Source organism: Lysinibacillus sp. KCTC 33748 (genome assembly GCF_002237755.1).
In the GTDB taxonomy this organism is placed as follows: domain Bacteria; phylum Bacillota; class Bacilli; order Bacillales_A; family Planococcaceae; genus Lysinibacillus.
In genome coordinates this window covers 1-24944 of record NZ_MWSJ01000038.1, presented here as the reverse complement: position 1 = coordinate 24944, position 24944 = coordinate 1, and the positions used below count along the sequence as shown (strand labels likewise).

The following is a 24944-nucleotide window of genomic DNA, read 5'->3' as shown; positions in this document are numbered from 1 at the left end:
GCTTCTGAATGGAAAAGGGTAATAAATAGGTAATAAATTAGGGCGTTTCCTGTTCAAAATTGAACAAGAAGCGCCCTATCTTTCTCTATAACGAATTTATTTATAAAAAACGCAAGTTTTTCAGTGCCCTCGTAAAATATCGAACTCAAGCCAGCCAATTAGCTGCATAATAAAAACTCTAACTTTAAGGGGTCACTACCCTCGAAAATCGGGAGGTGGTTCTTATTATTTAACGAAACAAGATGCATAGTTAACTGTGAGCTTACTCCTGAAATAAATAACTACAGAGAAATGAAATTTTCATTTAGGGGGCTTCAGAACCTTAACTTGATGGCGATGGGGTACCGCCACATCGCTATCTGGCCAAGCTTATGCAAAGTCAATTTTAGACAAGATTGTTTCTTTTTTCTAAGGGGCAAGTGTAGTTGATTGAAAGATTTGCATACGAAATAAACCCTAGCGGGTTTCACTTTTTTGAATTGTTTTCCTTTAAAAGTAAGCGTCAAATAGTAGGTGGGGAATATTTGACGCTTACTTTTATATTACCAAAAAGGCATCTCTTGTATAAGGATAGTCAAAAGTTTAAATATCATCTCATAAAAATGTTTAGTTACAATTTTAATAAGAAAACATATTCGAAACACCTATTTTTTTACATATCAAATAACGTTTTTCCATTGTTTTTTAAATATATGTTAATATTTTTTTCATTTAATTTACTGTTCAAACTAGCAATGACCTCATAAATTGTATCAATAATATTAGAGTTTTCTTTTTCAAATGGTATTGCCCTTCTTGTCATACACATCATGATAGAGATATTAACGCAAGTATCAATCTAAAGAATGAAGCGATCAGGCTTCTAACCGCAAGGACTGTGGAGCTAGCCTAATAAATTAGAGTTCGATAGAACTCTTTACTTAGGGATCCCCCACTTCTAAACGAAGTGAAAGTGGGGGTAGTTCAATCAATAATTCCAATTTCTAGAGCCTTGTGGACAGCTTCTTCCTTGTTACGCACTCCTAACTTTGAGTAAGCTGTTGAAGCATAGTTCCTGACCGTACCATTCGATAAATATAGCCTTGAAGCTATCGTATTGTATCGAAGTCCTTTTGCTACTAGCTGCAATATTTCTATCTCCCTAGCTGTTAGCTCATAAGCGGTTGCTTTTGATTGTGGTGTCTCTTTTTGCTCATCAAACTTCTCAAATATTTTGTGAGACAGCTCCTGATCAATCAGTGTCCCACCTTTGTGAATAAGTCGGATCGTATTAGCTAGCTCCAACGTTTCAATAGATTTGAGTAAAAAACCATCCGCACCGTTGCGAAGCGATTCTAACGCCTGTTCGGTATCTTGAAACGTTGTAAAAATCAATACGCGGATATGTGGCCATTGTTGCTTAATCTTTTTGGTTGCTTCGATTCCATCCATGTGCTGCATATCTAAATCCATAAGTATAACGTGGGGTTGAAGGCGCCCACACAAATCGATGACTTGATTGCCATCCTCAGCCAAACCGACTACATTTAAATCTTCATATCTATCGAGTAGTGTCCTCAAACTTTCTCGAACAAATGGCTGGTCGTCTACAATTAACAAACGAATAAGTCCATCTTTTATTTCAATTTGTCGCGGTATGGTACATGTAACAAGCATTCCTTCCTCTGGCTTTGTATATACAGACAATTGCCCCTGCAAATTCATTGCCCGTTCTTTCATCGCATTCATACCGAAGCCTTCCTGCCATTCTACATTGCCTTTTCCGTTATCTTGAACTTCTAACCTCGTATATTGTTGTTCAAACTGCAATGAAACTATAATTTCAGTCCCCTGACCATGACGTACTGCATTTGTAAGAGATTCTTGTAAGCAACGAATGAATGCGATCTTCGCTTGCTGAGACAGTTGATATTCCTCTCCGAATGTCCTAAAACTTACATTTACCTGAGCGTGCTCCTGAAATTCGGCTCCAAGATTTTGTAGAGATTGAATCAAGGAAGACGATTGACACGGAGAATCCATTTGATGTAGGTAACCTCTCACGTCCTCGATGCTTTTACGTCCCATTTCAAGCAAAGAATCTAGCCTCTGTATACCCATTTCAGTAGCAAGTTCGGTACGCAACGTTTCCATCCCCATAATAATAGAAGTATAAGCGTGACCAACTGTATCATGAAGCTCATTCGACAGTCTGTTCCGTTCTTCTGCCAGTGTAATACGTTCAATCTGAGACATATATTGCTCAAGTACCGCGTTTTGTTTACGAATCGCTTCATTTTGCTTATGATTGACGATTAATAAATGGAAAGCGAAGCCCATTACATAAGCGAGTCCATAGTAGGTAACCAAAATCCAATAGCTATTACTTGGCGCAACCGCATAGAGAATTCCAGTTGTTATAAAAACTGTTGTTGGAGCTGTCCAATAATAGGACAAATGCTTACTATTCGCAGCAATTAGAAACACCGATATAAGAAATGTGATGTAAGCTTCCGGAATTAATGAGGTTAAATATATACATAGTCCACCATATAGCAGTATTTCTGTGAACAAATAATATTTATAATTGAATAGTAAGGCTACCCATGGAATCGAGAAGGCAACAACCTCCCAAAAAATAATAATCCAAAGTGGCAATGTTAAACTAACCGGAAAATCTAATGTGTTTATGACGATAGAGATACTAACAAGTATACGGACTCCTAACATAATCCAATCGTACCAAACCCAATACTTAACCATATCTAACAAGTCATTTACCCCCTAAATAGCCTACCTTTTTACTTCCTATATTATAAATTAATCCTTCATACATTGTTATATTTTTAATTTCACACTACAATTCTCTCACAGAAGGCAAACTTCTATCGATTTAGTTGCCGAATCATGCTACGTGTATAGCCCCCAATTTTCTTTGTCAAACCATCTACTATTCTACTACTTATGGCGATAAATACTATACCCATAGACATTACAAAGAGTGACTTGGCAAAAGTATCTATCTGTATGAATATAATATTCATTTCGATGTAGCGATACAGTAGTGGTGCGAACAGCAACATAAGTGGCATTATATAAAAAATGGTTGCACAAATGAGACTAAAAATGCCAATCACAAATTTCTGCATTAACCAATAGACAGCAGACCAATTGCGACGATCGGTAAGCACTAATTTCACCTGGGTCCAGTTCGATGTATCTATTGTTATACTTCTATCATAAGAGTCTGTTGAAATATCTGTATAAATTTTCGTCTGTATGCGCTCGAATTGGATAAAAAGTTTAGTAGTCTGTAGTACGCGTATAACTAGTGGAATCCCAATTACCGTAAATGAAAGGGTGAAGCTGAATAGCAGAGCTATTAGATAAAAACAAAAATAAAACAATCCTGTAACGAAAGTTAGCAATAAAAAATAACCATTCTGGATGAATCTTGATTTCATAAAGTTCATCGCTCCTATCTATGTAATAACCGAATTGTACTGCTTTTTTTGTCATTCTCACTAGTGTAAAAGTGTCATATGACATTTCTAAATGATGCTAAAAAGGGGAGAGTAACCTACTTCTGGTTAAAAAAAGATGCTTTTATTAACCTCCACCAAACAATCCCGTTCTTGCAGATGCAAGAACGGATTGTTTTGTACTTTTATTTAATATGAGATGGACTTGTTTTTCGAATATGAAAAATAATATCAAATTGCTCAAGCAATGACTTATCAAAGTATGCCGATTCGTTCGGTACGAGTCGTCCCCCTATACTTAGTAATGGTTTTTTTGCTTTAACCCATTTCTCTGCTGATCCTTTAAGGTGACGGTTATCCAATAAAAACATTTTATATGGTACTTTTCCGAGGGTATAATTGAAACTATTTACATCTTGTGGAATCAGATCCGTTATAATCTTATCTGCGGTGTCGTTGTATAAGGTGAAATTCCCCTCCGTAGTTGTACTGCCAATTGTGACATAATTATTGTCTAAACGTTCCTTCAAATACTGCCCCGCAACATAAGGGTATAATTTCTCATCGATAATTCCTTTAGCTATATGAACATTGTGTCCCCATACCATCGTTTTACCACCCAATGTCTCTTGTGCCCACATTGCATGATCGGCCAAGTATTGCTCATGTAGCTTTAACATACTTGGATAGTCGTTAGGAATTAGCATTGTGGTAAATTTCTCTATTGCACTTGCCGTTGCTTTCGCCCAGATGTACTCGGGTGAAGCTATTTCTGTGTTGGCTTGCTTATTCTCATCTTTTAGTAATCTAGCTACTCTCTCAGCGTTTGCCTTGAACTTTTCTTTTATTTCAGGAGCAAGGTCCATATATTCCTGTGTACTTCCATTAAAAGCCGACAATTCTTTATAATTTTCTTCTACTTCTGCCAGCAAATCTGGTCGATGCAGCCTTACATAATCAATTACTTTATTAAAGCAACCTTGGTCCAACTCCTTTAAGTCGAGCCCAATAAATTGGATCTTTTTTTTATTGGATGGATCAGCATTATAATCTTTCATCCACTCAATCATGGCTATAATTTCATCAGTAGGATATAACAAGTTTAAAAATTCCCTAGGGTTTCCTTTTCCTGTTTGGATATATTCATTTAACTTTAAGCCGTTTCCCCAATCTTCTTCCATTGTGAAATTTGTAAAACCCATCTCAGTAACCAAATATTTCACAAATCGAAACTTCATAGTGAAAATTTCAGAGCTTCCATGAGTATTCTCTCCTAATCCTACATATTGTGCGCTCCCAATCATCTTCTTAAGTGGTTTTAAATCCTCAAATGATTTTGACGGCTCTATCGTTTTTAATGGGTAAGCCTGTGATTGTATTGATTTAACTATATTTTTTTGGATTGATTGGCCTGAATTTTCGACTGCTACTGTTTGAGCCTTTCCTACTTCTCCACATCCTGTGACTAATAAAGCTGTACTAACCATTGCAATTATTCTTTTCTTATTCATTTTTTTCCACCTCAATTGAATTATTTGTAAAAGCAAGATTGATTCATGTACTTGCACGAATCAATTGCCTTAATTCAATTGTTATCTATCCCATATCATATTTTCTAGTTACATATTGTCATAAGGTTAATTGACACAGGTCATAGGCTATCATTACACTTTTGTACCATCGGCTATGACAACTTATAAATAATAATTACATTGATGAGTCGCAAGTAAGACTAGATTATAAATTTGGGAGGGATTTTAAAGATGAATTAATCTGTATGCCAAAATATTTTTATTCTAAGTTGTGTCTGTGGAAATGACAGGAAGTAAATTCGATAAACAAATGAATTAAAGGGGAAGGGCGGAAAATTACTTAGTTAAATCACAGCAGCCTGATTCTGTAAAAATTGCACAAATTTTAATGAAGCTAGACGAAATCGATTGGCTTGCGACTGGAGGTTTAAAATATTTGAAGGATGCCTCTGGTACAAAGATTTTAGTAAGTGATATTTTAAATTGTTTAAAGTAAGATAGTAGTAAGGTATTTTACACTAAACTCAACTAATCTGATTAGTTGAGTTTTATGTTTATATATATATAGCTACTAAAATATTTTAAAGAAGATGTGATGATTAATGGGGAAAATCGCCATTTTGGCAGAGAAACCATCTCAAGCAAGAGCTTATGCAGACGCATTTAAAATTAAACAAAAAGAGAAAGTATTTATTGAATTGGAACCTTGTTCTACTTTTCCTGAGGGTGCAGTAATTACCTGGGCAGTTGGTCATCTTGTTGAATTAAAGGAACCAAAAGAATATCAAAAGGAATGGGAGAAATGGTCGCTTGGATCATTACCGATCATTCCTCAAAAATTTGAAGATAAAGTTGTCTCTAAAATGTATACACAATTTAATGTAGTAAAAAAAATCTTTAGTGATCCACAGATAACAATGATTTATAACTGCTGCGATAGTGAACGTGAGGGGTCAAATATCTTCTACTCACTTTTAAAAATGACGAAAGTAAATAAGCCTGTTAAACGATTATGGATCAATTCATTAGAGGTTGAGGAAATTCGAAAAGGCTTTAATAATATGCAAAGTAATGAGCGTGATATGCTCATGTACCAAGAAGCAAAAACACGTCAAATTAGCGATTGGTTAGTAGGAATGAACTGTAGTCGCCTATATACGCTACTTTTACAAAAAAAGGGCTTTAAGGGTAGTATCTCTATCGGTCGTGTGCAATCGCCAACCGTATATTTAATTTATAAAAGGCAACAGGAAATTGAACATTTCAAGCCTGAAAAGTTCTATGAAATTGAAGGGATATTTAAAGCACAGAATGGTGTATATAAAGGGAAGGCAAAGTTAAAAACAAAAGAGCGTGCAGAGGCTGTGCAATTATTGCAACAACATGGGGTTGAACCGTTGGATACCGGTCTAATTACAAGTGTAACGAACAAAACGAAGCGTATTGCACCACCAAAATTACATGCGTTATCAACATTACAAGCCGCCGCTAATAGACGTTGGAAATATAGTCCGTCACATGTGTTGAAACTTACGCAATCACTTTATGAGAAAAAGCTCGTTTCTTACCCACGTACCGATTCACAACTTATTACACATAATGAGTTCGCTTATTTAAATGAATCATTGGCAAAATACCAGCAGCTCGTGGGAAAGCCATTTAATGCGCTAAATCGTGGGAATAACAAACGCTATGTCGACAGTGCCAACGTAGGGGAGCACTATGCGATTATTCCAACGAAAAAAGTGCCGACAGAAAAAGCGTTACAATCAATGAATGCTGATGAACGAAATATTTATTTCGAGATAGTTAATACGACACTCGCTATGTTCCATCAAGATTATGAATACGATGAAAAAACGATTTTAACGAATGTCAAAAATATAGAGTTTAAAACGGTAGGGAAAACAGAACTTGTAAAAGGTTGGAAAGAGTTGTTTTCAAGCGAAAAAGACTTAAAGGAACGTGAAGAGTCGTTACCTGTCGTTTTCCAAGATGAGATGGTACAAAGCAAGATTTCTATTTTAGAAGGCACGACCACGCCTCCTAAGCATTATACCGAAGGGCAACTCATTACGATGATGAAAACATGCGGTAAATCAGTTGAGGATGAAGAGGAAATCGAAGTGCTGAAATCGATCGAAGGTATTGGCACAGAAGCAACTCGGAGTGGCATTATAGAGACGATTAAAAAGCATGGATTTATTGAAGTGCGAAAAAACATAGTGAGCATTACGTCCAAAGGGGAGCTTTTATGTCGGTCGATTGAAGGGACATTACTTTCAAGCCCATCTATGACTGCAAAATGGGAAATTTACTTAAATAAAATTGGCCGTGGAGAAGGCTCTGCAAAACATTTTATTGAAAGTATAGGCAAGTTTGTTAATCAATTATTAGCGGAGGTACCTAAACAGTTAGAGTCACTTACAATTGACGCAGAGCAGTTTAAACCAACTGCTGTGAAAGATATTGTGACGTGTCCGACATGTAAAGTAGGAAAAATAGGTTTGCGTAAAAGCTTTTACGGTTGCTCGAATTATAAAAATGGTTGTAAACAAACGTTCCCAGGAAGGCTATTAGGAAAAAAACTAACTGAAAAGAACATTAATGATTTATGTAAGATTGGTAAAACAGCTCTGCTTAAAGGGTTTAAATCAAAGAATGGTAAACAATTTAATGCGTCACTCCGTTTGGTAGAAGGAAAGATTGAATTTGAGTTTAATGAAAAGTAACAGCGAATACTATAGCTGGAAGATGGAGTTTCCTGAAAAAAAGGATTTAAGTATAGATTTTTGAAGGTTATTTCAACCTAGTGAACTTCCATAATGAAAGTAGGATAGCATGTTCGATAAAGAACGTGCTATTCTATTTTTATGTAAAATGGTTATAATAATCAGATATTTACAGAAAATGACTATGTAATGTCATTATAGAAATTTGTTTTTATTCGTTAGAAGATAAAACCCACAGCGAGAGGCGTAGCATAGTAGGTAGACTGAGTTACTATATTTTATAAAAGGAGTAATGTGATGACTACTATTAGAGCAATTGGAAGTTTATGTGTCACGGATAGTGATGGACACATTATTAATCATTCAGATTGGAATAACATCAACTCGATTTTTCTTCCTGTAATAAACGATGTGGTTCATACGTATTCTAGTCATCTTCAAGATGACTTACATAGTGTATACATAAGGGGGTCCATTCCAAAAGGGATAGGTATTGAAGGTGTTGCTGACTTAGACACAATAGCGATTACTAAGCAAAAGTTTAATAATCTGCAGTTAAAGCGGATAAATGAAGTAGAACAAGAATTAACTCAAAAACATACTTGTGTAGATGGTATTGAACTAAGTGTTCACTGCAAGGAAGATGTTTTAAATACGTCATCATTTTCTATCATTAGTTTCATACTCCAAACCCATGGACTGTGTGTGTTTGGAGAAGACTTGATACCTCAATTACCAAAATATAAAGCGAACGAAGCTTTAGCGAATGACCACCTTATTCATTTACAATCTCAAATTAAAAATGCCTGTGATGATATTCAAGATAATTCAGATATAGAAGATATTAAAGATTGTTGCAAGTGGATTATGAAAATTATAGTAAGAGCAGGACTTGCACTTGTCATTTTCAAGGAAAATGCATATTCAAGGGATTTATATCCTGCTTATAAAGTGTTTTCTAACTATTACCCTGAAAAGGAAAGCGACATGAAAAAGGCACTTGAATATGCCATAACACCTATAATAGATACAAACCAATTGTTATCGTTTTTAAATGAATTTGGAACGTGGATGGTTATTGAAGCTGATAAATGGCTACAATGCTTTAACCCTAATAGAGAATTAAATATGAAAATATAATCACTTCCGAAATCAAATTCTCGTTAGCTATCACAAATGGAATTAGTATTGTTTTTATAGTCTATAGACGAATTGATTCCACGTAAAGAAAAAGGTAATCACAACTCTAATGTGATTACCTTTAATCTTTCAGTATTTAAAATTCCATTTGAGATGGGTCATTTTCTACTTATGTTGCTCTGCTATTGCGCCCAATCACTTTTGTTTATTGATTTGACTTTAAATTTTTCCCAATATATTGGACGATCTTGCGAAGTTCAGTAGATGATGGGCGTCCAAATGGACTTGTTTGTTTTTGTTGATATAGTAGTTGTCCATTTTCATCAACTAGGAAATAGGCTGGCTCTCCGTGCGTGCCATGATCCTCATATGGCGCATCTTTACCGTGATAAAATACATCGTATGCTTTTATTGTTTTTAACTCTACATCCGCTAAGACGGTAAAAGTAAGGTTATGTTCATCAACCATTTTCTTTAAATTATCAAGCTGATCCGTTGAGATAGTAATTAGGTGTACATTCTTGCTTTCAAAATAACTTTTGCTTTCTTCAAGCTCTTTTAAGTCGTGAAGACAAACAGGACACCATGATCCTCTGAAAAAGATAATAAGATGCCAATTTTTATGTTGGCTTTGATCGGATACAAAAGAGAATTCTTCTCCATTCACTGCTGGAAGTGTGAAATCAGGTACTTTGTCACGCAAATTAAATGTAGACATACTTTTCCTCCTTGAAATTGAAAATCTAATGACCACCTTGTATTATTTCCGATTTAAAATCAGATATGTAAAATGAAAAAACAACTACCAAAATGCCGAGGTTCATCTTCTTCTCTAACAATTTTTAGTGTCATTCGTTCTTTATTGAAATTTATTTATTGTATTCAAGCAAAATGTCATTGTTATTTTGACATTTATAAGCATACTTTATTGTTGGATTATTTAAAGACAATATGGCAAACTGAATACGAAGATAAATCTCAACATGATTCATCGGTACCTAAGGACGTAAGTATCTTTAAAATGGAGATGTTCGAATAATAATAAACTAGGTTAATACGATAGTTTATTGTTGATAGATTGGGGGTATTATAATTGAGCAAAAGGAGATCAGTTGGATTAGAATTGCGTACATTGTCGCTATTAATGAGAAGACAATTGGATCAAATTACAAGTGCTACGCTAACGGAAAAAGATAACCTTACTGCCATGCATGGTTGGACGATTAGTTATCTTTGCAAAAATCAAGATAAAGATGTGTTTCAAAAGGATTTTGAACGTGCATTTTCTATTCGTAAATCAACAGCATCTCGGATACTAAAATCCATGGAAAGTAATGGTTTGATTACAAGACAATCTGTTTCCTACGATTCAAGACTGAAAAAAATTGTCTTAACAGGAGAGGCGCTAAAGATACATGAAGATATTAAGACTCGTAGAGAAATCCTTGAACAAAAATTACTATCAGGTATCCCGGAAGAGAAACTTGACGTTTTTTTTGAAGTGATGGATGCCATGAAAGAGAATATAGGATCTTGAAGAAGATGCTATTTTAAAGCTTTATTTGATAATATAGTTAGCATGCTAACTAACATGAGGGGGGACTGCGTGTATGTTGAAAATATTTAAATATTTAAAACCGAAAGAATGGACGCTCGTTATTGCTAGTATTGTGTTCATTGTAGGGCAAGTTTATTTGGATTTGAAGTTGCCGGACTATATGGCTAAAATTACGACCCTTGTACAAACAGAGGGCAGTAAAACGAGCGAGATATGGACGGCTGGAGGGAAGATGCTATTATGTGCCCTTGGCAGTATGATATTGGCAGTTATTGTTGGCTATTTTGCGGCAAGGGTAGCAACATCTTTGTCAAAGGAATTACGAAAAGGTGTATTTGATAAAACGCTATCTTTCTCTATGGAAGAGATTAATGGCTTTTCAATCGCAAGTCTAATTACTCGTTCTACTAACGATATAACGCAAATACAGCAAACGGTTGCGATGGGGCTTCAAGTGATGATTAAAGCGCCAATCCTAGCTGTATGGGCTATTTTAAAGATTACCGGGAAAAGCTGGGAGTGGTCAGTGGCAACAGGAGTAGCTGTCATTGTTTTACTTATTTTGATAGGCAATCTGATCATCTTTGTACTACCGAAATTTAAAGTCGTTCAAAAAATGACAGATCATCTGAACCGTGTAACAAGAGAAGGTTTAACTGGTATTCGTGTTGTTCATGCTTATAACGCACAGCAATATCAGGAAGAGAAATTTGAAAAAGTAAATAAGGATTTAACGGATACAAATCTTTTCGTGAATCGACTTATGGCCCTTATGCAACCTGGGATGGGGCTGATTATGTCAGGTTTAACTCTTTCTATCTACTGGATTGGTGCACATTTAATAAATAATGCTGGAGGTATGGATCGAATCGGTTTGTTCAGTGATATGGTCGTATTTTCGTCTTATGCTATGCAAGTAGTTATGGCATTTATGATGTTATCAATGACGTTCATTTTGCTGCCGAGAGCGGCAGTATCTGCAGCGCGTATTAATGAAGTGCTAAATACACCTCAAACAATACTCGATGGAGAATTGCAATCATCACCTAAGGGAATCGAAGGTGAAATTGAACTGCGTAATGTGAGCTTTAAATATCCGAATGCAGAGGAATATGTTTTAGAAAATATTAGCTTTACAGCACATAAAGGCGAAACTGTCGCTTTCATCGGTTCTACTGGTAGTGGTAAAAGTACGCTGATTAATTTACTCCCAAGATTTTACGATGCGACTGAGGGTGAAGTATTAGTTGACGGCATTAATGTGAAAGAATATGCACAAGAAGCTCTTCATAATAAGATTGGGTACGTTTCTCAAAAAGTCGTACTATTTTCAGGTACAGTAAAATCTAATGTTGCCTACGGTGGTAACGGCCAGACCCCATCATCAGATGAGGAAATCAAAAAAGCCGTGGAAATTGCTCAAGGGAAAGAATTTGTGGAGAACATGGATGACCAATATGATGCGGCTATCGCTCAAGGTGGTACAAATCTTTCTGGAGGTCAGAAACAACGTCTTTCTATTGCAAGAGCAGTGAATCGAAATCCAGAAATCTTTATTTTTGATGATTCATTCTCCGCTCTAGATTATAAAACAGACCGACAACTTCGTTCTACGTTGAAAAAAGAAACAAAAGGTGTAACCACTTTGATTGTGGCACAGCGAATTGGAACGATTAAAGATGCTGATAAAATCATTGTTCTTGATGAAGGTAAAATCGTAGGTATGGGGAAACATAGTGAATTATTGAAAACTTGTAAGACTTATCAGGAAATCGCGTATTCTCAGCTATCGAAGGAGGAGTTGGACAATGCCTAATACACAAAATAAGCCCCGAAAAGGTCCTGGTGGCCCAGGTCATATGGCAGCTCCTGGGGAAAAGCCAAAAGATTTTAAAAAGCCTTGGGGGAAGTTGATTGCCTATTGTAAACCTTATTTACCAGCGATGATGTTTGCACTTGTATTGGCAACTGTAGGAACAATTTTCACAATCATTGGACCTAATATGCTTAGTGACATCACCGATTTGATAACGGAAGGCATTACTGGGGAGATTGATATTACGGCTATTGGAAAAATAGGTCTGTTCCTTGCTATTTTGTATGGATTGAGTTTTATTTTCAATTATTTGCAGGCGTTTATTATGGCTACGATTACGCAGCGAGTTTCTAAAAAGTTAAGGGCAGATATATCGAACAAAATTGATAGATTACCGTTGAAATATTTTGATTCTACAACCTATGGTGATGTATTAAGTCGTGTCACGAATGATGTGGATATGATTGGACAGTCTTTAAATCAAAGTATTGGTTCATTAGTGACAGCGGTCGTTATGTTCTTTGGATCGTTAATTATGATGTTCTCTATTAATGTGACGATGACACTTTCTGCCATTGCTGCAACTTTCGTTGGATTTGTATTAATGACCTTTATTATTTCAAGATCTCGAAAATACTTCATACGCCAGCAGCAAGATCTTGGTAGAATAAACGGCCATATTGAAGAAATCTATTCAGGGCATGATGTCATGAAGGTGTATAACGGTGAAAAAGCAGCGAAGCAAGAATTTAATGAGATCAATGAAAGTCTTTTTAATAGCGCTTGGCGCGCACAGTTTATGTCCGGCATGATGATGCCCCTCATGATCTTTATTGGAAATTTAGGGTATGTTGTTGTTTGTGTCGTAGGTGCTGCACTTACATTGAAAGGCTCCATTACATTTGGTGTGATTGTTTCATTTATGGTTTATATCCGCTTATTTACGCAACCGTTGTCACAGCTAGCACAGGCAGCTACAAGCTTGCAGTCAACTGCCGCAGCAAGTGAACGTGTATTTGAGTTCTTACTAGAAGAGGAACTTGAAGACGAAAGTGATAAGAAGGCCACTTTAGATGCAAAAGATGTTACAGGCAATGTAGAATTTAAAAACGTTAAGTTTGGATATACGAAAGAGAAACTAATCATTAAAGATTTCTCTGCGCAAATAAAAGCAGGTCAAAAAGTTGCCATTGTCGGACCTACTGGGGCTGGGAAAACAACGCTTGTTAATCTTCTAATGCGTTTTTATGAAGTAGATAGCGGGGAAATCATGAGTGGAGACGTACCGACTAAGTCGATTTCTCGTAAAAATGTTCACGATTTATTTTGTATGGTGCTACAAGATACTTGGCTATTTGAAGGTACCGTTAAGGAAAATATCGTATATAACAAAGAGAATGTAAGCGATGAAGATGTAATTGCAGCTTGTAAGGCTGCAGGTCTGCATCACTTTATTAGAACTTTGCCAAAAGGTTATGACACGATTTTAAACGATAAAACTAGTTTATCTGTTGGGCAAAAACAGCTTATTACCATTGCTAGGGCCATGGTTAAAAAAGCACCGTTGCTTATTTTAGATGAAGCTACTAGTTCCGTTGACACGCGTACTGAAGCACTTATCCAAGAAGCGATGGATAAATTGATGGTGGGAAGAACATCATTTGTCATTGCGCACCGACTTTCAACAATTAAAAACGCCGATTTAATTTTAGTGATGAAAGACGGCGATATTATTGAAAGTGGAAATCATGAAGAACTAATTGCAGAAAAAGGATTCTATGCGGATCTGTATAATAGTCAGTTTGAAGATGCTTCTTAAAATGGTATGCTATCTATTCGTTTTTGGCTGCTAGACAGTGTGTAGTTTTAAAAAAAATGTTTGATAAAAATCACCTCGTTTCTTAGAGGTGGTTTTTTAATTTTGACCTCTTGAAGCGATAAAGTTTAAAAGTTGGGTTATAAATTAAAGGTGGGCGAAAAATTTAAAAATTGTTCTGATAAATATTGAATTTGTTCCGATAAATTGATTTTGAGCTTTATACTAAGAGAAAATAAAGGTGTGTTAATGATTTAGTGGAGTAAGAGCTTTTTAAAGAGTTGGAAATTGGGAATTGGAGGTTTCAAAGGACACAAGAAATTTTCGATGCACACACAAATGGTTACAGGAGGGATTAATTTAATGAGTTATAAAAATACTTTTATTAAAATTTCAGAGGATTCGGAAGTTCATTCAGCAATTACTCCGCTCGCAAGAAATAACAAACCTACTATAGCTTCGATTGAATTTGACTTAATCAGTAATAACCCTTACAAATATACGCAGGAAGATGTACAATTTCAAACTTATTTGATTAAAAACCAAATTAAATCAGATCGGTTAGATGAATACAGAGAACAATTTTTCCAAAAACCTAAAGCGTGTTTTAGAGCTTCACTATTGGTAAAGAAATATGGGTGGGGAATACACTACGATGATGAAGGGAAAATTGCATTATATGATGTTAATAGTGAAGGGTACAAGCAATTTCTAAATTCGGATACTATCACTTTATTAAAAGGTATGCGTTCTAAACGGAGTGGAAAATAACGAAAGAATTACCGACTCTTTTATCTGCCTTGAGTTAAAACAAAAGTTTTTGTTCATTGGAACAATCCCTATTTCTTGAACTAAAAGGGCAATTTAATTTAATAAAGACTGATATAATAAATGAATTGCCATGTATAAAAATCTAAGGGAGGGTTGCGTGTGGAAAACTTTGGAGATCTTTTACCGAGACATAAGCATGATCATGATAGAGTAGAAATAATTAAGAGAATGGATAGAGATCAAATATTGCCTTTACTGCCTAACCTCCTTGAATGGATTCAAGATATGAATTGGCCAGTGGCACCAAGCGTATTAGAATTACTATTAACTTTTCCAGAAGAGATTGTCCCACATGTGCAAGATGTTTCATCTTCAGATGACGAAAACTGGAAGTGGTTTATTTTACATTTTTTAGTTATTAAATTGCCAGTAGAGTCAAGAGTTCAATTTAGAGAATATTTAACAAGAGTTGCTGAAACACCTACACATAATGAACTCGCAGAAGAACTTGATGAAATCGCAAGAGCAATTTTAGAAACAATCTAACTAACGGGGTGTTCGTATTATATAGTTTACCCAGAATTTCCTGGTTGAACATTATAGATTGGCAGTATTAATAAATCAATTTTAGTTGACGCTGAATCAATAAATATAGTTGTAAATAAAGTGGAGCTTATTGGGTTTGTCAAAAAGCTTCATTTTATTTTTGAGATATAGAAAGTTATTTGCAATTTTGTTCTTTATTTTAGTATTTGTAGCTTTAAGGTATGCTTTTAACAGTATTTTTTCAGCATGATAAAATTATTCATTATAGCATCGCTTTAAGTAATTATCGCATTTATTAATCAAAATCGTTTTTTAAAAGCTAAATAAAATATAATAGAATTTAAGCAACTAACGCATTCATTAGTTCAACAACTTGATTAATAATCGTGTTGGACTTTTTTTGTGATTATTTTGCAAAAATGAGAAAGGAGTATTATGGATGATATGTATTGACTCAACACCTAAATATGAAATTAAACATTTTGATAAACTTGAATATGAAAAATATGGTGAATTCTTAAACTGTTTTTTAACCGACCCGATGTATATCCTATTATTTAAAGAGTTTGAGGAAAACCTGGATTCATCTTGGATTGAAAAAATGGATTGGGATTTAGAAATTCAAGAAAATGTAAAAAAAGAAGAAAGGAATTGGGAACGATTGGTCCGGAATTTAAAAGTATTTATAACTCAAAAGTGGCTTCATCCATTTTATAATGAAACACAAAATGATCTAATATTTTTTAGTCCAATGACTCAACAAGAACTACAACAAATTATAAAGAAACGTGGACTAATAAATGATTCTTGTATTGTAATAGAAAATGGAAAACCACTTGAGGAATGGACATACATATTGACATTTGTAGAACATGTTTTTGAAAATGAAGAGGATGAATATTGTGCCGTAATTGTTCTTGAGAATTGCACAAATGAATTTAAGAAAGAAGTATTTCCAGTACTTAAGGCGAAATTTCAACTTTTTGCTTATGAAGGGGATTGACCAGTAACCTCTATCTACCTTGTCATTCATATCTTCGCTTGTTATACGGGATCCTTTTGTCCCAACCAGCGAGGGCGTTTATCCAACAAGGATTTACGCTTTTTTTGTTGGATTTTATTTATTAAAGGTGCTGTTTAGTTGCATAAGGAATAAGATAAAATTTGCTTTAATGTTACTATTAGTTTAAATAGATGTTTACATTAATAGGGGGATTAAAATGGAAATTCGTTTAGTTAAAGGTTCAGACTACTATGTGATTTCACCTCTAATCAATGAGTGGTGGGGTGGCAGGAATATGTCTGCTATGTTACCAAAATTATTTTTCGACCATTTTACACAAACAAGTTTCATTGCAGAAAAGGATGGTAAACTTGTAGGTTTTCTAATAGGATTTCTTTCTCAAACTCATTCAAATGAGGCGTATATTCATTTTGTTGGGGTTCATCCTGAATACAGAAAGCATAATATTGGAAAACATTTATACAATAATTTTTTTAATGTGGTAAAGCAAAATAATCGAAGTATTGTTCGTTGTGTAACGTCACCTGTCAATAAAGTTTCAATTGCCTATCATACTAAGATGGGTTTTGAAATTGAAGATGGAGATAGAATTGTTGATGGTCTATCAATCAATACAGACTATGACGGACTAAAGCAAGACAGGGTTTTATTTATAAAAAAATTAGATTAGAATCTAGTTTCTTAATTAAACTAACGCATGCTTTACTTCAATGTTGAGTAGAACTTTTTTATACTAAAACTTTCGTGGCAAATTAGTTTATTAACTGGTTGTCTTTTTAAATGTTGAGATATATTTCCATGGGTTTGATTGACATAAAAAGTGTATTAAGCATATAATACATTACGAAAGGTGTATTGTGTGCTTAATACACTTTTCCATTTTTTGAGGGTGGTGTATTAAGCTGTTAATACATCGAGATCGATTAGCGGGGTAATGGCTAAATAATATATCGGGTAGTTCTTTAAAAGTACTTAGCCCACCATTATGCTCAAACTGTATTAAGTGCTTAATACACGAAAATATGATTTTCTAGGAGTTGAGTTAATTGACTGTAAAGTTTAATAATCGGGATCCAGTGTACGTCCAGGTTATCCAGCATTTTAAAGAGCAAATCGCCAAAGGGTATTTTGAACCTGGCCAGGAGATTCCATCAAGGAGAGAGCTAGCCAACCAGCTGAAGATTAACCCAAATACTGCACAACGAGCTTATAAGGAAATGGGGGAACAAGGATTGATTTTTACTGAGGGGAATATGCCGAGCTGCATTACTAAAGATGAAGCGGTCCTTAAAAGTGTCCGTGAGGAATTGATTATCGAAGCGGTTGATTTATTTTTAGGTTCTATTAAATCCATCGATGTGCCGTTATCCGAAGTGTTGGAAATAGTTAAGAAAAAGCATGATGCCGAAAGCGGAGAAGCGGAGGGATCGAAATGATCGAAGTAAAAAATGTCGAGAAAAAATATGGCAAGAAACGGGTATTAAAAGGTCTTTCTTTTACTGCTGAAAAAGGTGAAATAACTTGTTTAATCGGTATAAACGGAGTAGGAAAGACGACAATCATGAAAGCTATTATGGCGCTCACTCCGATTAATAGTGGTGAAATATTGATCGATGGGGAAAAAATCCGGAAAGAAAGCTTTGAAAAAATTACCTTTATTCCAGATACGATTACGATGTTGCCACAAATGAAAATTTGTGAAGCCTTTGCGTTTATGGCCGATTTTTATAAAAACTGGGATTCAAAAAGGGCAGATGAGTTGCTGCAATTTTTTAAACTAGATTCTACTGAACGGATTGCCAATTTATCAAAGGGGAATATGGCAAAAGTTAATATGATATTAGGTTTGGCACTGAATGTGGATTACCTACTCATGGATGAGCCATTCTCTGGTATTGATATTTTTTCCAGGGAGCAGATTGCCGAAGTGTTTACAAGCCATTTAATTGAAGATCGTGGTGTGATTATTACAACCCATGAAATTAGTGATATAGAACACTTGATTGATAGAGCAGTGCTTATTGATAACGGTGAAGTATTAAAGGAATTTAGCGTAGAGGAAGTGCGTGAAAAGGAAGGGAAATCAGTAGTTGATGTCATGAGAGAGGTGTATCGTGGATGAAACACTATTTAAAACTTCTTAATTTCGAAGTAAATCGATTTTTCAAACTGTACCTAACGTTAATAGGATTGATAATTGTCAGTCAGTTCATTGGGGCGATTGTCGTGTCAAAAGGATATATGAATGGCGTGGATCAAGTGATGTATAAAAATCAATTATCAATGAGCCAATATACTGAAGAATACGGGTTATTTTCTTTTAATCAGTTCGTTGGTTCTGGATGGTTTCTGCTACCAATCTTTTTTAGCATCGCCATATTGATGATTTATGTTTTCTTTATTTGGTATCGGGACTGGTTTGGAAAAAATACATTTATTTATAGATTATTAATGTTGCCAACTGAAAGAATTACTATTTATTTCTCAAAATTAACGACAATTATGCTTTTAGTACTTGGTTTAGTTGCCTTGCAAATAGTATTAATCTCAATCGAAATGCAAATTGTTAATAGTATTATACCAACAGATTTACAATCGCATTTTTCATTTAATGATGATTATAGTTTAGAAAGGCTTTATCCGAATACCTTAACGGAATTTATCCTGATTTATGGAGTCGGGCTAATCTTTGTAGCAGTTCTATTCACGGCCATTTTAATTGAACGAAGCTACGGTTTACAAGGCATTTTTATCGCAATCGTTTATGGAATGCTTTCATCCGGAGTATTTATTGCGCCACTATTAGTAAATAGGTTTTTAAATGGCTATTTTTACTCACTAGAAGTCTTCTTATTGGAACTGGTAATGAGCGTCATCGTATTAGTCAGTGCCATTTGGATCGCAAATCATTTGCTAAAATATAAAATCAGGGTCTAAGGGGGGAATGGCAATGAAAAAATATTGGAAAACGATATTGATTAGTTTAATCATCGTGACGACAATCGGTACTTACTATATGCAACAGGCAATAGCAAAGAATATATCTTTTAAAATTGAATCTACTAGCGGAAATAAGGGAGAAATCGACAACCTTATCATTCATGCAATTTATCAAAGTCGTGATATTTATAGTAGGTTGGATATATCAAAGGATGGTTCGAGTAATCAGAGTGGGTCTTTTATTGGAGAGTTGAAGGGACGATATTACCCTGGGATGTTTCAAAAATATATTCAAGAACACCGTAAGTTTATGCGTGGAAAAGAAGCAAACCCTGGACAGTATTTTGAAGATGAAGATCGTTTAATTTACACGATTTTTTCAAATAAAGAGGGTCGAGGAGATTCTTTCACTCTGCAAATCGATATACTTGATAAAAATACAAATGAAAGTTCTTCATTTGAAATCAATATGCCAGACCAAGTAAGATATGACTGGATCAATGAGAGTGATGTCTATGTAGAAAATGGAAAAATAAAAATATTAGCAACAAGCAATCTCAATAATGAGGAAGAGTTGCACTTATATACGGTCGATGAAAACAAAAAGGAATTAGAGCAAGACTCAATTATTGCAAAAATAGAGTCAGAAGAGCTAAGCAGGGCCAACATCTATATATTTAATGAATATAATAAGGTGCAAAATGAAAATTATTTCTTATATATGGTTGAAAAATACAAATATCTAGAAGATGGTGAGCGTAAAACTATCTCTAGCCCAATGTATCTGTATAACTATCTGAATAATGAAGTGAAGGAATGGACAATTCCAGCCGAATTAAAACCATATAAGAACTGGATCATTCTTCAAGGAACAGATATTTTCATTCCTGTTCGTTCAACCAATGGTTTAGTACTGAACCGTTATAATATAGAAAAGAATCAGTGGGAAGAACCTGTAAGCTTTAAATATCCAAGCATTGCTAATGCTAAAGAAAAACCTTCTATACAGATTACAGATGGTAAACTATATTTAATCGATCGTGTTTCGGATGGTCATTTGTTCCTTATCGGTGATTTACGTACAGGTGAATCATTATATGAAGGTAACATCATCATTGAGAATAAAGACAAACTAGATGCAGATTACTCACTTTATATCGAGCAAATATATAACAACATTCATTAAATTGAAGAACATACATTTTAATAAATTTGAGTAAGCAGCTTTGGCAGGTATGAATTCTATGATTCATATCTGCCGTTTTTTGTTCCTTGGGTGGATATTTGTGGAATACTAATGACAGTATGCCGATAATGAAATTAGTCACTGGCTAAAGTTAAAGGCAACTTTTCTTATTGAGCTAACGAAGTAGGTTAGTGAAGGAAGGAATTAAAAACTTACGTCTTCGAAGGGAACATCTTTGACGCGAAGATTAAAGGTAAAATCATGTAAGATTGTAAATAATTATAAATTTTTTGAACGAAATGAAAAATTGTTCCGTCTAATGGAGGAAGGAGGCGAAAAGGATGGAATGTGAAATCGTGCAGCGTGCTATTCGTGGGGATCATCAAGCGATACTTTCACTTATTGAAATGGATGAAGAAATTTTATATCGCATGGCTTTTGCATATCTGAAAAATGAGCAAGACGCTTTAGACGTGATGCAGGACCTAGTTTATAAGGCACTGAAAAAAATGCATACCGTTAAACAGCACGAATATGCCAGAACATGGCTCGTGCGCGTCTTAATCAATTGTTGTAAAGACCATTTGCGAAAACGCCAACCAACCGTTGCAATTAAGGAGCATCACCAAGTTGAATGGGTTATCTACTCAGATATGGAGCGGTTATTGGAACATTTATCTTTGTCGGAGCAGCAACTCGTCTATATGAAATATTTTCAGCAACTAAAAAACAAAGAAATTGCTGAGCTAAATCAAATTCCGGAGGGTACTGTAAAGTCTAAGCTTCATTACATACTAAAGAAGCTTAAAAACTTCGCTGGAGAAAAGGAGGACTGGCTATGAGTAAACTACCGATTGACGTTCCAAAGGAGAAACTTCAACAAGTACGAATGGATATGTTTCGTAAAGTTCAACGAGAAAAAAGAACAAAGAAGCGCATTGTATCGGTTGCAATAGCCTCTTTGTTTTGCTTAAGCCTGTTATTTTCAATTCGTGTTTCTCCTATGATTGCTAGCCATGTTGCAAAAATACCTGGCTTTCAAGTAATTGTATCTGCGGTTGTAAGAGATAAAGGGATAAAAGATATTGTGGACAATGACTATTATGAAGAAATCAATGTGACGCAGTCTAAAAAAGGCCTATCGCTTACATTGCAAGGCGTGATTGCAGATAATACGGGATTAGTACTTTACTATGACGCCGATGCCTCATTTGATATGTCGGAATTACGCTTAGAGGGAGTCCAATTGTACCAAGGGGACGAAGAAGTTAAAGGCGGAGGTTCATTTACAAGCCATCAATCACATCAAACAAGCATCTCTTCTTCAGTAGACTATAGTTTTTCAGAGCCTTTTTCTTATACTTCAAAGGATTTTAAAGCCATTTTTCATTTTTATGAAAAAGATAAGGGGAACATTGAAATTTCGGTGCCGTTTTCACTACAAAATGAAATCGCAAAGGAGAAAACTACTACTGTAAATCGTACTGTAAATGTCGAAGGTCAGAAATTTACGATTACAAAAATTCGCCGTTCTCCATTAAGAATGGCAATCGATATTGAATTAGATGAAGCGAATACGATGCAAATTTTATCGCTTGAAAATATTGTGGTCGAGACGGAAGATGGGGAGCGAAGAGAAGAAAGAGTTAAAAATGGCTTGTCAATAGGCAGAAATAGTCCAGACGGCAAATTCACGCTAAATTTACAAAGTAATTATTTCCATGATTCAGATTCACTCAAACTATTAATTGGAGCTGTTCATGCCGTTCCAAAGGGCAAGGATTTTATCGAAGTTGATTTTGGCACAAAAGAAGTACTCACGAAACCCGATTATTTGGATTGGGATATTTCTGTAACGGAGCTAGGTGTATCATTTGCCGCAAAGAAATGGGATGATAGAAGGGCACATTCGTTTGTAGATAGTGCTGTAAAAGCAGATGGCACGACGTTAGAATATAAAAGTAGCACTTTCTCAGATGATGATGAGTATCTTTATGAGACGGAGAACTTTGAAGATTATGATGGCAAAGCCAAAATGTATATAAACTATTTCTTCAATCCTATCGGAAAAAATATTGAACTGAATATTCCATTGAAATAAAGTAAAGATGTTCAAAAAGGCTCGCCTTTTTGAACTCTTTTTAATGTTTCCATATTTGTGGTAATATCTCTGTGTTGGCTTCAGGTAAAGCAAAACCAAGGCAAAAGGATAACCTGAGATAAAAGTAAGAGACATTCCAAGTTTTGGAGTGTCTTCTTTCCTTCGTTTTGAAACGTAAAGACAAACAAAGACGTCTAATTGGTTAAATTTAACGTCATGGAGGAAATATGAGATTAATACTACTGATCATAATGATGTCTATATCTCTAACTACAATTTTTCCAATTCAAAGCCATGCTTTGAGTTGTGTTAAATTAGAAGGACCAGCTATTAACCATTTTGATACTGCAATCGTTGGGACGGTTTTAGATGTGAAAAATGATAGTGTACAAGAAGGATTCACTGGTCTAAAAGAGACAAAAAAGTATGTCTTAATCGATGTTGAGAAAAGTTGGAAAACAGAAGTGGATCCCCAATTAATTTTTGAAGCTGATTTTACATGGGCTTATAATTTCGAAAAGGGGAATAAATACATTATTTATTTGAATGAAGAAAACGGGAACTATTTTAATAGTCCTTGTAGTCCAGTTGTTTTAGTAGAATCAAATAATGATTATGAACAATTACTTGGGGAAGGTCTAAAACCGAGAAAAGAGGTTAATTTAGGCTATAAAATGTGGTTCATGCATGATAAGGATTTAGATTTTGAACTTGTGATTTTAATTATAGCCATTTCGTTAATCTTAATTTGGAAATGGAACTCAAAAAGAGTCAAATCATCTAAGAAGTAGATTAAACTTATTGAACTTGTCTGTTGTATAGCGCTAGTTTTGCGCTATATGGATGGCTAATGGGTATTTCTAGCATTGACTGGAACATATATTCATATAAAAGGAGGAAACGACAAATTGAAATTAATTTGCAAAGCATGTCATTTAGAAATTTCTGAGCCGTTAACAGAATTAAAAGATATGAATTTGATAAATGAAAACGATGGCCAAGATTATATTCCTAGGGGCTTTTATTTAATCCAAGAGGAAACAGCTTATGAAATATTAAAAGGATCTATCATTATAAACATCAAGGATTTAATCAATTCAAACCACCATTCAGACAGCAGTAGATTAAATGGGTGTTGTGGTCTTGACGGCTGTGATGGCATGAACAGGGTTTGCTTGCATGATCATGAAATTGGTACGGAATACTCTGATTGTTGGAGGTTTCATAAAGTTGTATTAAATCCAGAACTAGTGCAACTTATTTAAGATTTACACTAATACCTTTTGCAGACCTAAGTACAAGTCGATATCGGATACAGTTATGCCGCGGCATAATTGAGCGAGAAAACCTAAAGTTTGTGTAGTTATCTTCTTCATGCTAATGAGCATATACTTTAATAACGAAGATTGCTTTTTCTTCTTCAATTTAATGGCAGGTTCTTTATGCAGGTCTATGTACTGGGTGCACTACAATGTCCCTGGTGCTCCATTTTTATTAGACTAAAATATGGAGGCGGAAAATTGAATGATGATAATGAAGTTTTAGTAGATAAAGAAAAACGAAATGATTTAAAAATGAAAGAAGAACGGAAAGAGGGAGAACCGACTCCGGCCTTCAAGGGGGCTTCGTGGGCAGCGCTATTAGTAGGCATTGCGACTTATTTAATAGGTTTGTTTAACGCAACTATGCAATTGAACGAAAAAGGATTTTACTTTGCAGTTTTAGTATTCGGACTTTATTCTGCGATATCTTTACAAAAAGCAGTTAGAGATAAAGATGAGGGAATACCAGTTACTAATATTTATTATGGTCTTAGTTGGTTCGCCCTGATTGTATCTATTTCTTTAATGGCCATCGGTTTATACAATGCAGGAAGTGTTGTTTTAAGCGAAAAAGGATTTTTTGGGATGGCATTTGTGCTTAGTTTATTTGCAGCTATAACAGTTCAAAAGAATATAAGAGATACGCAGCGGGCAAGAGAAAAAGCTTGAGTAATGTACTAAAATGGAGCAGAATCCACTATGCTACTAGGGGTTTATGTTTTTGCATAGACAACTAAATTTAAATTTGAGAAACGGATCACCTGCGGAAAGGCTTCCATTTCTTTCTTCAACAATCGAAGGGGTTTAATTAAAAGTTGGGTTGCCTAGGCAGCTCTTTTCTTACGATTAGTCAAGTATCTATAATAACTTTCTTAACTCTCTGATATTATTTTGATAAATTGGGCCATGCCGAATAAGCCTAGTGATTTTTCGATTTTTCATAAGGCTTTAGTATGTTAAACTGATGCTACGACTGTACTAGGGAGCCAACCTGTAGTC

General features: G+C 34.9%; 23 protein-coding genes. 19 read left to right on the top strand and 4 right to left on the bottom strand.

The features are described from left to right. The first annotated feature begins 742 nt into the window (after window positions 1–742). Window positions 743–892 carry a zinc ribbon domain-containing protein gene (locus B1B04_RS24610; protein WP_427457459.1) on the top strand — a complete coding sequence of 50 codons (150 nt, stop codon included), beginning with the start codon at window positions 743–745 and terminating at the stop codon, window positions 890–892. A gap of 71 nt (window positions 893–963) precedes the next feature. Here B1B04_RS24610 and B1B04_RS24605 read toward each other — a convergent pair whose 3' ends face one another. The 3 genes from B1B04_RS24605 to B1B04_RS24595 all read right to left on the bottom strand — a co-directional run bounded on the left by B1B04_RS24605 (window position 964) and on the right by B1B04_RS24595 (window position 4972). Beyond that, complete coding sequence (locus tag B1B04_RS24605) at window positions 964–2751, bottom strand: helix-turn-helix transcriptional regulator (protein WP_079564226.1); 1788 nt, start codon at window positions 2749–2751, stop codon at window positions 964–966. Window positions 2752–2864: 113 nt separating this feature from the next. Further along, a complete protein-coding gene (locus tag B1B04_RS24600; protein WP_079564223.1) occupies window positions 2865–3443 on the bottom strand; it encodes a sensor domain-containing protein in 579 nt (192 codons plus the stop codon). 203 nt (window positions 3444–3646) lie between these two features. After that, complete coding sequence (locus B1B04_RS24595) at window positions 3647–4972, bottom strand: erythromycin esterase family protein (protein WP_079564221.1); 1326 nt, start codon at window positions 4970–4972, stop codon at window positions 3647–3649. A gap of 623 nt (window positions 4973–5595) precedes the next feature. Between B1B04_RS24595 and B1B04_RS24590 the strand changes: the two genes are divergently transcribed. Together B1B04_RS24590 and B1B04_RS24585 are read left to right on the top strand one after the other, a co-directional pair. Continuing rightward, window positions 5596–7725 (top strand): type IA DNA topoisomerase, encoded by a 2130-nt coding sequence (locus tag B1B04_RS24590; protein ID WP_079564218.1) that lies wholly within the window; start codon window positions 5596–5598, stop codon window positions 7723–7725. 297 nt (window positions 7726–8022) lie between these two features. Next, window positions 8023–8865 (top strand): nucleotidyltransferase, encoded by an 843-nt coding sequence (locus tag B1B04_RS24585; RefSeq protein WP_079564215.1) that lies wholly within the window; start codon window positions 8023–8025, stop codon window positions 8863–8865. 205 nt (window positions 8866–9070) lie between these two features. On the opposite strand, the gene B1B04_RS24580 is transcribed toward B1B04_RS24585, so the two are convergent. Beyond that, window positions 9071–9583 carry a peroxiredoxin family protein gene (locus B1B04_RS24580; RefSeq protein ID WP_079564212.1) on the bottom strand — a complete coding sequence of 171 codons (513 nt, stop codon included), beginning with the start codon at window positions 9581–9583 and terminating at the stop codon, window positions 9071–9073. Between the two features lie 375 nt (window positions 9584–9958). Between B1B04_RS24580 and B1B04_RS24575 the strand changes: the two genes are divergently transcribed. The 16 genes from B1B04_RS24575 to yiaA all read left to right on the top strand — a co-directional run bounded on the left by B1B04_RS24575 (window position 9959) and on the right by yiaA (window position 24614). After that, entirely contained in the window at window positions 9959–10402 is a 444-nt protein-coding gene (locus B1B04_RS24575) for a MarR family winged helix-turn-helix transcriptional regulator (protein WP_079564209.1), read from the top strand. A gap of 73 nt (window positions 10403–10475) precedes the next feature. Continuing rightward, window positions 10476–12239, top strand: coding sequence for an ABC transporter ATP-binding protein (locus B1B04_RS24570; protein WP_079564207.1), 1764 nt, complete (start codon window positions 10476–10478; stop codon window positions 12237–12239). Beyond that, window positions 12232–14058 (top strand): ABC transporter ATP-binding protein, encoded by a 1827-nt coding sequence (locus B1B04_RS24565; protein ID WP_079564205.1) that lies wholly within the window; start codon window positions 12232–12234, stop codon window positions 14056–14058. The genes B1B04_RS24570 and B1B04_RS24565 overlap by 8 nt, the downstream gene beginning before the upstream one ends. Window positions 14059–14418: 360 nt before the next feature. Beyond that, window positions 14419–14826: a DUF6157 family protein gene (locus B1B04_RS24560; RefSeq protein WP_079564202.1), complete on the top strand. Its 408-nt coding sequence runs from the start codon at window positions 14419–14421 to the stop codon at window positions 14824–14826. Window positions 14827–14985: 159 nt separating this feature from the next. Next, complete coding sequence (locus B1B04_RS24555) at window positions 14986–15372, top strand: DUF5071 domain-containing protein (RefSeq protein WP_079564199.1); 387 nt, start codon at window positions 14986–14988, stop codon at window positions 15370–15372. 439 nt (window positions 15373–15811) lie between these two features. Beyond that, window positions 15812–16375, top strand: coding sequence for a hypothetical protein (locus B1B04_RS24550; RefSeq protein WP_079564197.1), 564 nt, complete (start codon window positions 15812–15814; stop codon window positions 16373–16375). Window positions 16376–16592: 217 nt separating this feature from the next. Continuing rightward, entirely contained in the window at window positions 16593–17066 is a 474-nt protein-coding gene (locus B1B04_RS24545) for a GNAT family N-acetyltransferase (protein WP_079564194.1), read from the top strand. A gap of 376 nt (window positions 17067–17442) precedes the next feature. Further along, complete coding sequence (locus tag B1B04_RS24540) at window positions 17443–17832, top strand: GntR family transcriptional regulator (RefSeq protein WP_079564192.1); 390 nt, start codon at window positions 17443–17445, stop codon at window positions 17830–17832. Continuing rightward, complete coding sequence (locus B1B04_RS24535) at window positions 17829–18518, top strand: ABC transporter ATP-binding protein (RefSeq protein ID WP_079564189.1); 690 nt, start codon at window positions 17829–17831, stop codon at window positions 18516–18518. The genes B1B04_RS24540 and B1B04_RS24535 overlap by 4 nt, the downstream gene beginning before the upstream one ends. Beyond that, entirely contained in the window at window positions 18515–19333 is an 819-nt protein-coding gene (locus tag B1B04_RS24530; protein WP_079564187.1) for a hypothetical protein, read from the top strand. The genes B1B04_RS24535 and B1B04_RS24530 overlap by 4 nt, the downstream gene beginning before the upstream one ends. A 13-nt stretch (window positions 19334–19346) precedes the next feature. Next, window positions 19347–20522, top strand: coding sequence for a hypothetical protein (locus tag B1B04_RS24525; RefSeq protein WP_079564184.1), 1176 nt, complete (start codon window positions 19347–19349; stop codon window positions 20520–20522). Window positions 20523–20863: 341 nt separating this feature from the next. Further along, window positions 20864–21364: a sigma-70 family RNA polymerase sigma factor gene (locus tag B1B04_RS24520; protein ID WP_079564182.1), complete on the top strand. Its 501-nt coding sequence runs from the start codon at window positions 20864–20866 to the stop codon at window positions 21362–21364. Next, complete coding sequence (locus B1B04_RS24515) at window positions 21361–22623, top strand: DUF4179 domain-containing protein (RefSeq protein ID WP_079564180.1); 1263 nt, start codon at window positions 21361–21363, stop codon at window positions 22621–22623. Before B1B04_RS24520 ends, B1B04_RS24515 begins: the two co-directional genes overlap by 4 nt. 227 nt (window positions 22624–22850) lie before the next feature. Further along, window positions 22851–23414, top strand: coding sequence for a hypothetical protein (locus tag B1B04_RS24510; RefSeq protein ID WP_139377004.1), 564 nt, complete (start codon window positions 22851–22853; stop codon window positions 23412–23414). A gap of 117 nt (window positions 23415–23531) precedes the next feature. Continuing rightward, window positions 23532–23888: a hypothetical protein gene (locus tag B1B04_RS24505; protein WP_079564175.1), complete on the top strand. Its 357-nt coding sequence runs from the start codon at window positions 23532–23534 to the stop codon at window positions 23886–23888. A 309-nt stretch (window positions 23889–24197) separates the two neighbouring features. Beyond that, entirely contained in the window at window positions 24198–24614 is a 417-nt protein-coding gene (gene yiaA, locus B1B04_RS24500; RefSeq protein ID WP_481817201.1) for an inner membrane protein YiaA, read from the top strand. The last annotated feature ends 330 nt before the right edge of the window (window positions 24615–24944 follow it).

What these genes read in the sequence shown, in the direction of transcription:
- B1B04_RS24560 (WP_079564202.1), top strand. Translation starts at nt 14,419, where the DNA reads ATGAGTTATAAAAATACTTTTATTAAAATTTCAGAGGATTCGGAAGTT.
- B1B04_RS24515 (WP_079564180.1), top strand. Translation starts at nt 21,361, where the DNA reads ATGAGTAAACTACCGATTGACGTTCCAAAGGAGAAACTTCAACAAGTA.
- B1B04_RS24600 (WP_079564223.1), bottom strand. Translation starts at nt 3,443, where the DNA reads ATGAAATCAAGATTCATCCAGAATGGTTATTTTTTATTGCTAACTTTC.
- B1B04_RS24585 (WP_079564215.1), top strand. Translation starts at nt 8,023, where the DNA reads ATGACTACTATTAGAGCAATTGGAAGTTTATGTGTCACGGATAGTGAT.
- B1B04_RS24535 (WP_079564189.1), top strand. Translation starts at nt 17,829, where the DNA reads ATGATCGAAGTAAAAAATGTCGAGAAAAAATATGGCAAGAAACGGGTA.
- B1B04_RS24595 (WP_079564221.1), bottom strand. Translation starts at nt 4,972, where the DNA reads ATGAATAAGAAAAGAATAATTGCAATGGTTAGTACAGCTTTATTAGTC.
- B1B04_RS24530 (WP_079564187.1), top strand. Translation starts at nt 18,515, where the DNA reads ATGAAACACTATTTAAAACTTCTTAATTTCGAAGTAAATCGATTTTTC.
- B1B04_RS24580 (WP_079564212.1), bottom strand. Translation starts at nt 9,583, where the DNA reads ATGTCTACATTTAATTTGCGTGACAAAGTACCTGATTTCACACTTCCA.
- B1B04_RS24545 (WP_079564194.1), top strand. Translation starts at nt 16,593, where the DNA reads ATGGAAATTCGTTTAGTTAAAGGTTCAGACTACTATGTGATTTCACCT.
- B1B04_RS24570 (WP_079564207.1), top strand. Translation starts at nt 10,476, where the DNA reads ATGTTGAAAATATTTAAATATTTAAAACCGAAAGAATGGACGCTCGTT.
- B1B04_RS24525 (WP_079564184.1), top strand. Translation starts at nt 19,347, where the DNA reads ATGAAAAAATATTGGAAAACGATATTGATTAGTTTAATCATCGTGACG.
- B1B04_RS24565 (WP_079564205.1), top strand. Translation starts at nt 12,232, where the DNA reads ATGCCTAATACACAAAATAAGCCCCGAAAAGGTCCTGGTGGCCCAGGT.
- yiaA (WP_481817201.1), top strand. Translation starts at nt 24,198, where the DNA reads ATGAAAGAAGAACGGAAAGAGGGAGAACCGACTCCGGCCTTCAAGGGG.
- B1B04_RS24520 (WP_079564182.1), top strand. Translation starts at nt 20,864, where the DNA reads ATGGAATGTGAAATCGTGCAGCGTGCTATTCGTGGGGATCATCAAGCG.
- B1B04_RS24590 (WP_079564218.1), top strand. Translation starts at nt 5,596, where the DNA reads ATGGGGAAAATCGCCATTTTGGCAGAGAAACCATCTCAAGCAAGAGCT.
- B1B04_RS24510 (WP_139377004.1), top strand. Translation starts at nt 22,851, where the DNA reads ATGAGATTAATACTACTGATCATAATGATGTCTATATCTCTAACTACA.
- B1B04_RS24550 (WP_079564197.1), top strand. Translation starts at nt 15,812, where the DNA reads ATGATATGTATTGACTCAACACCTAAATATGAAATTAAACATTTTGAT.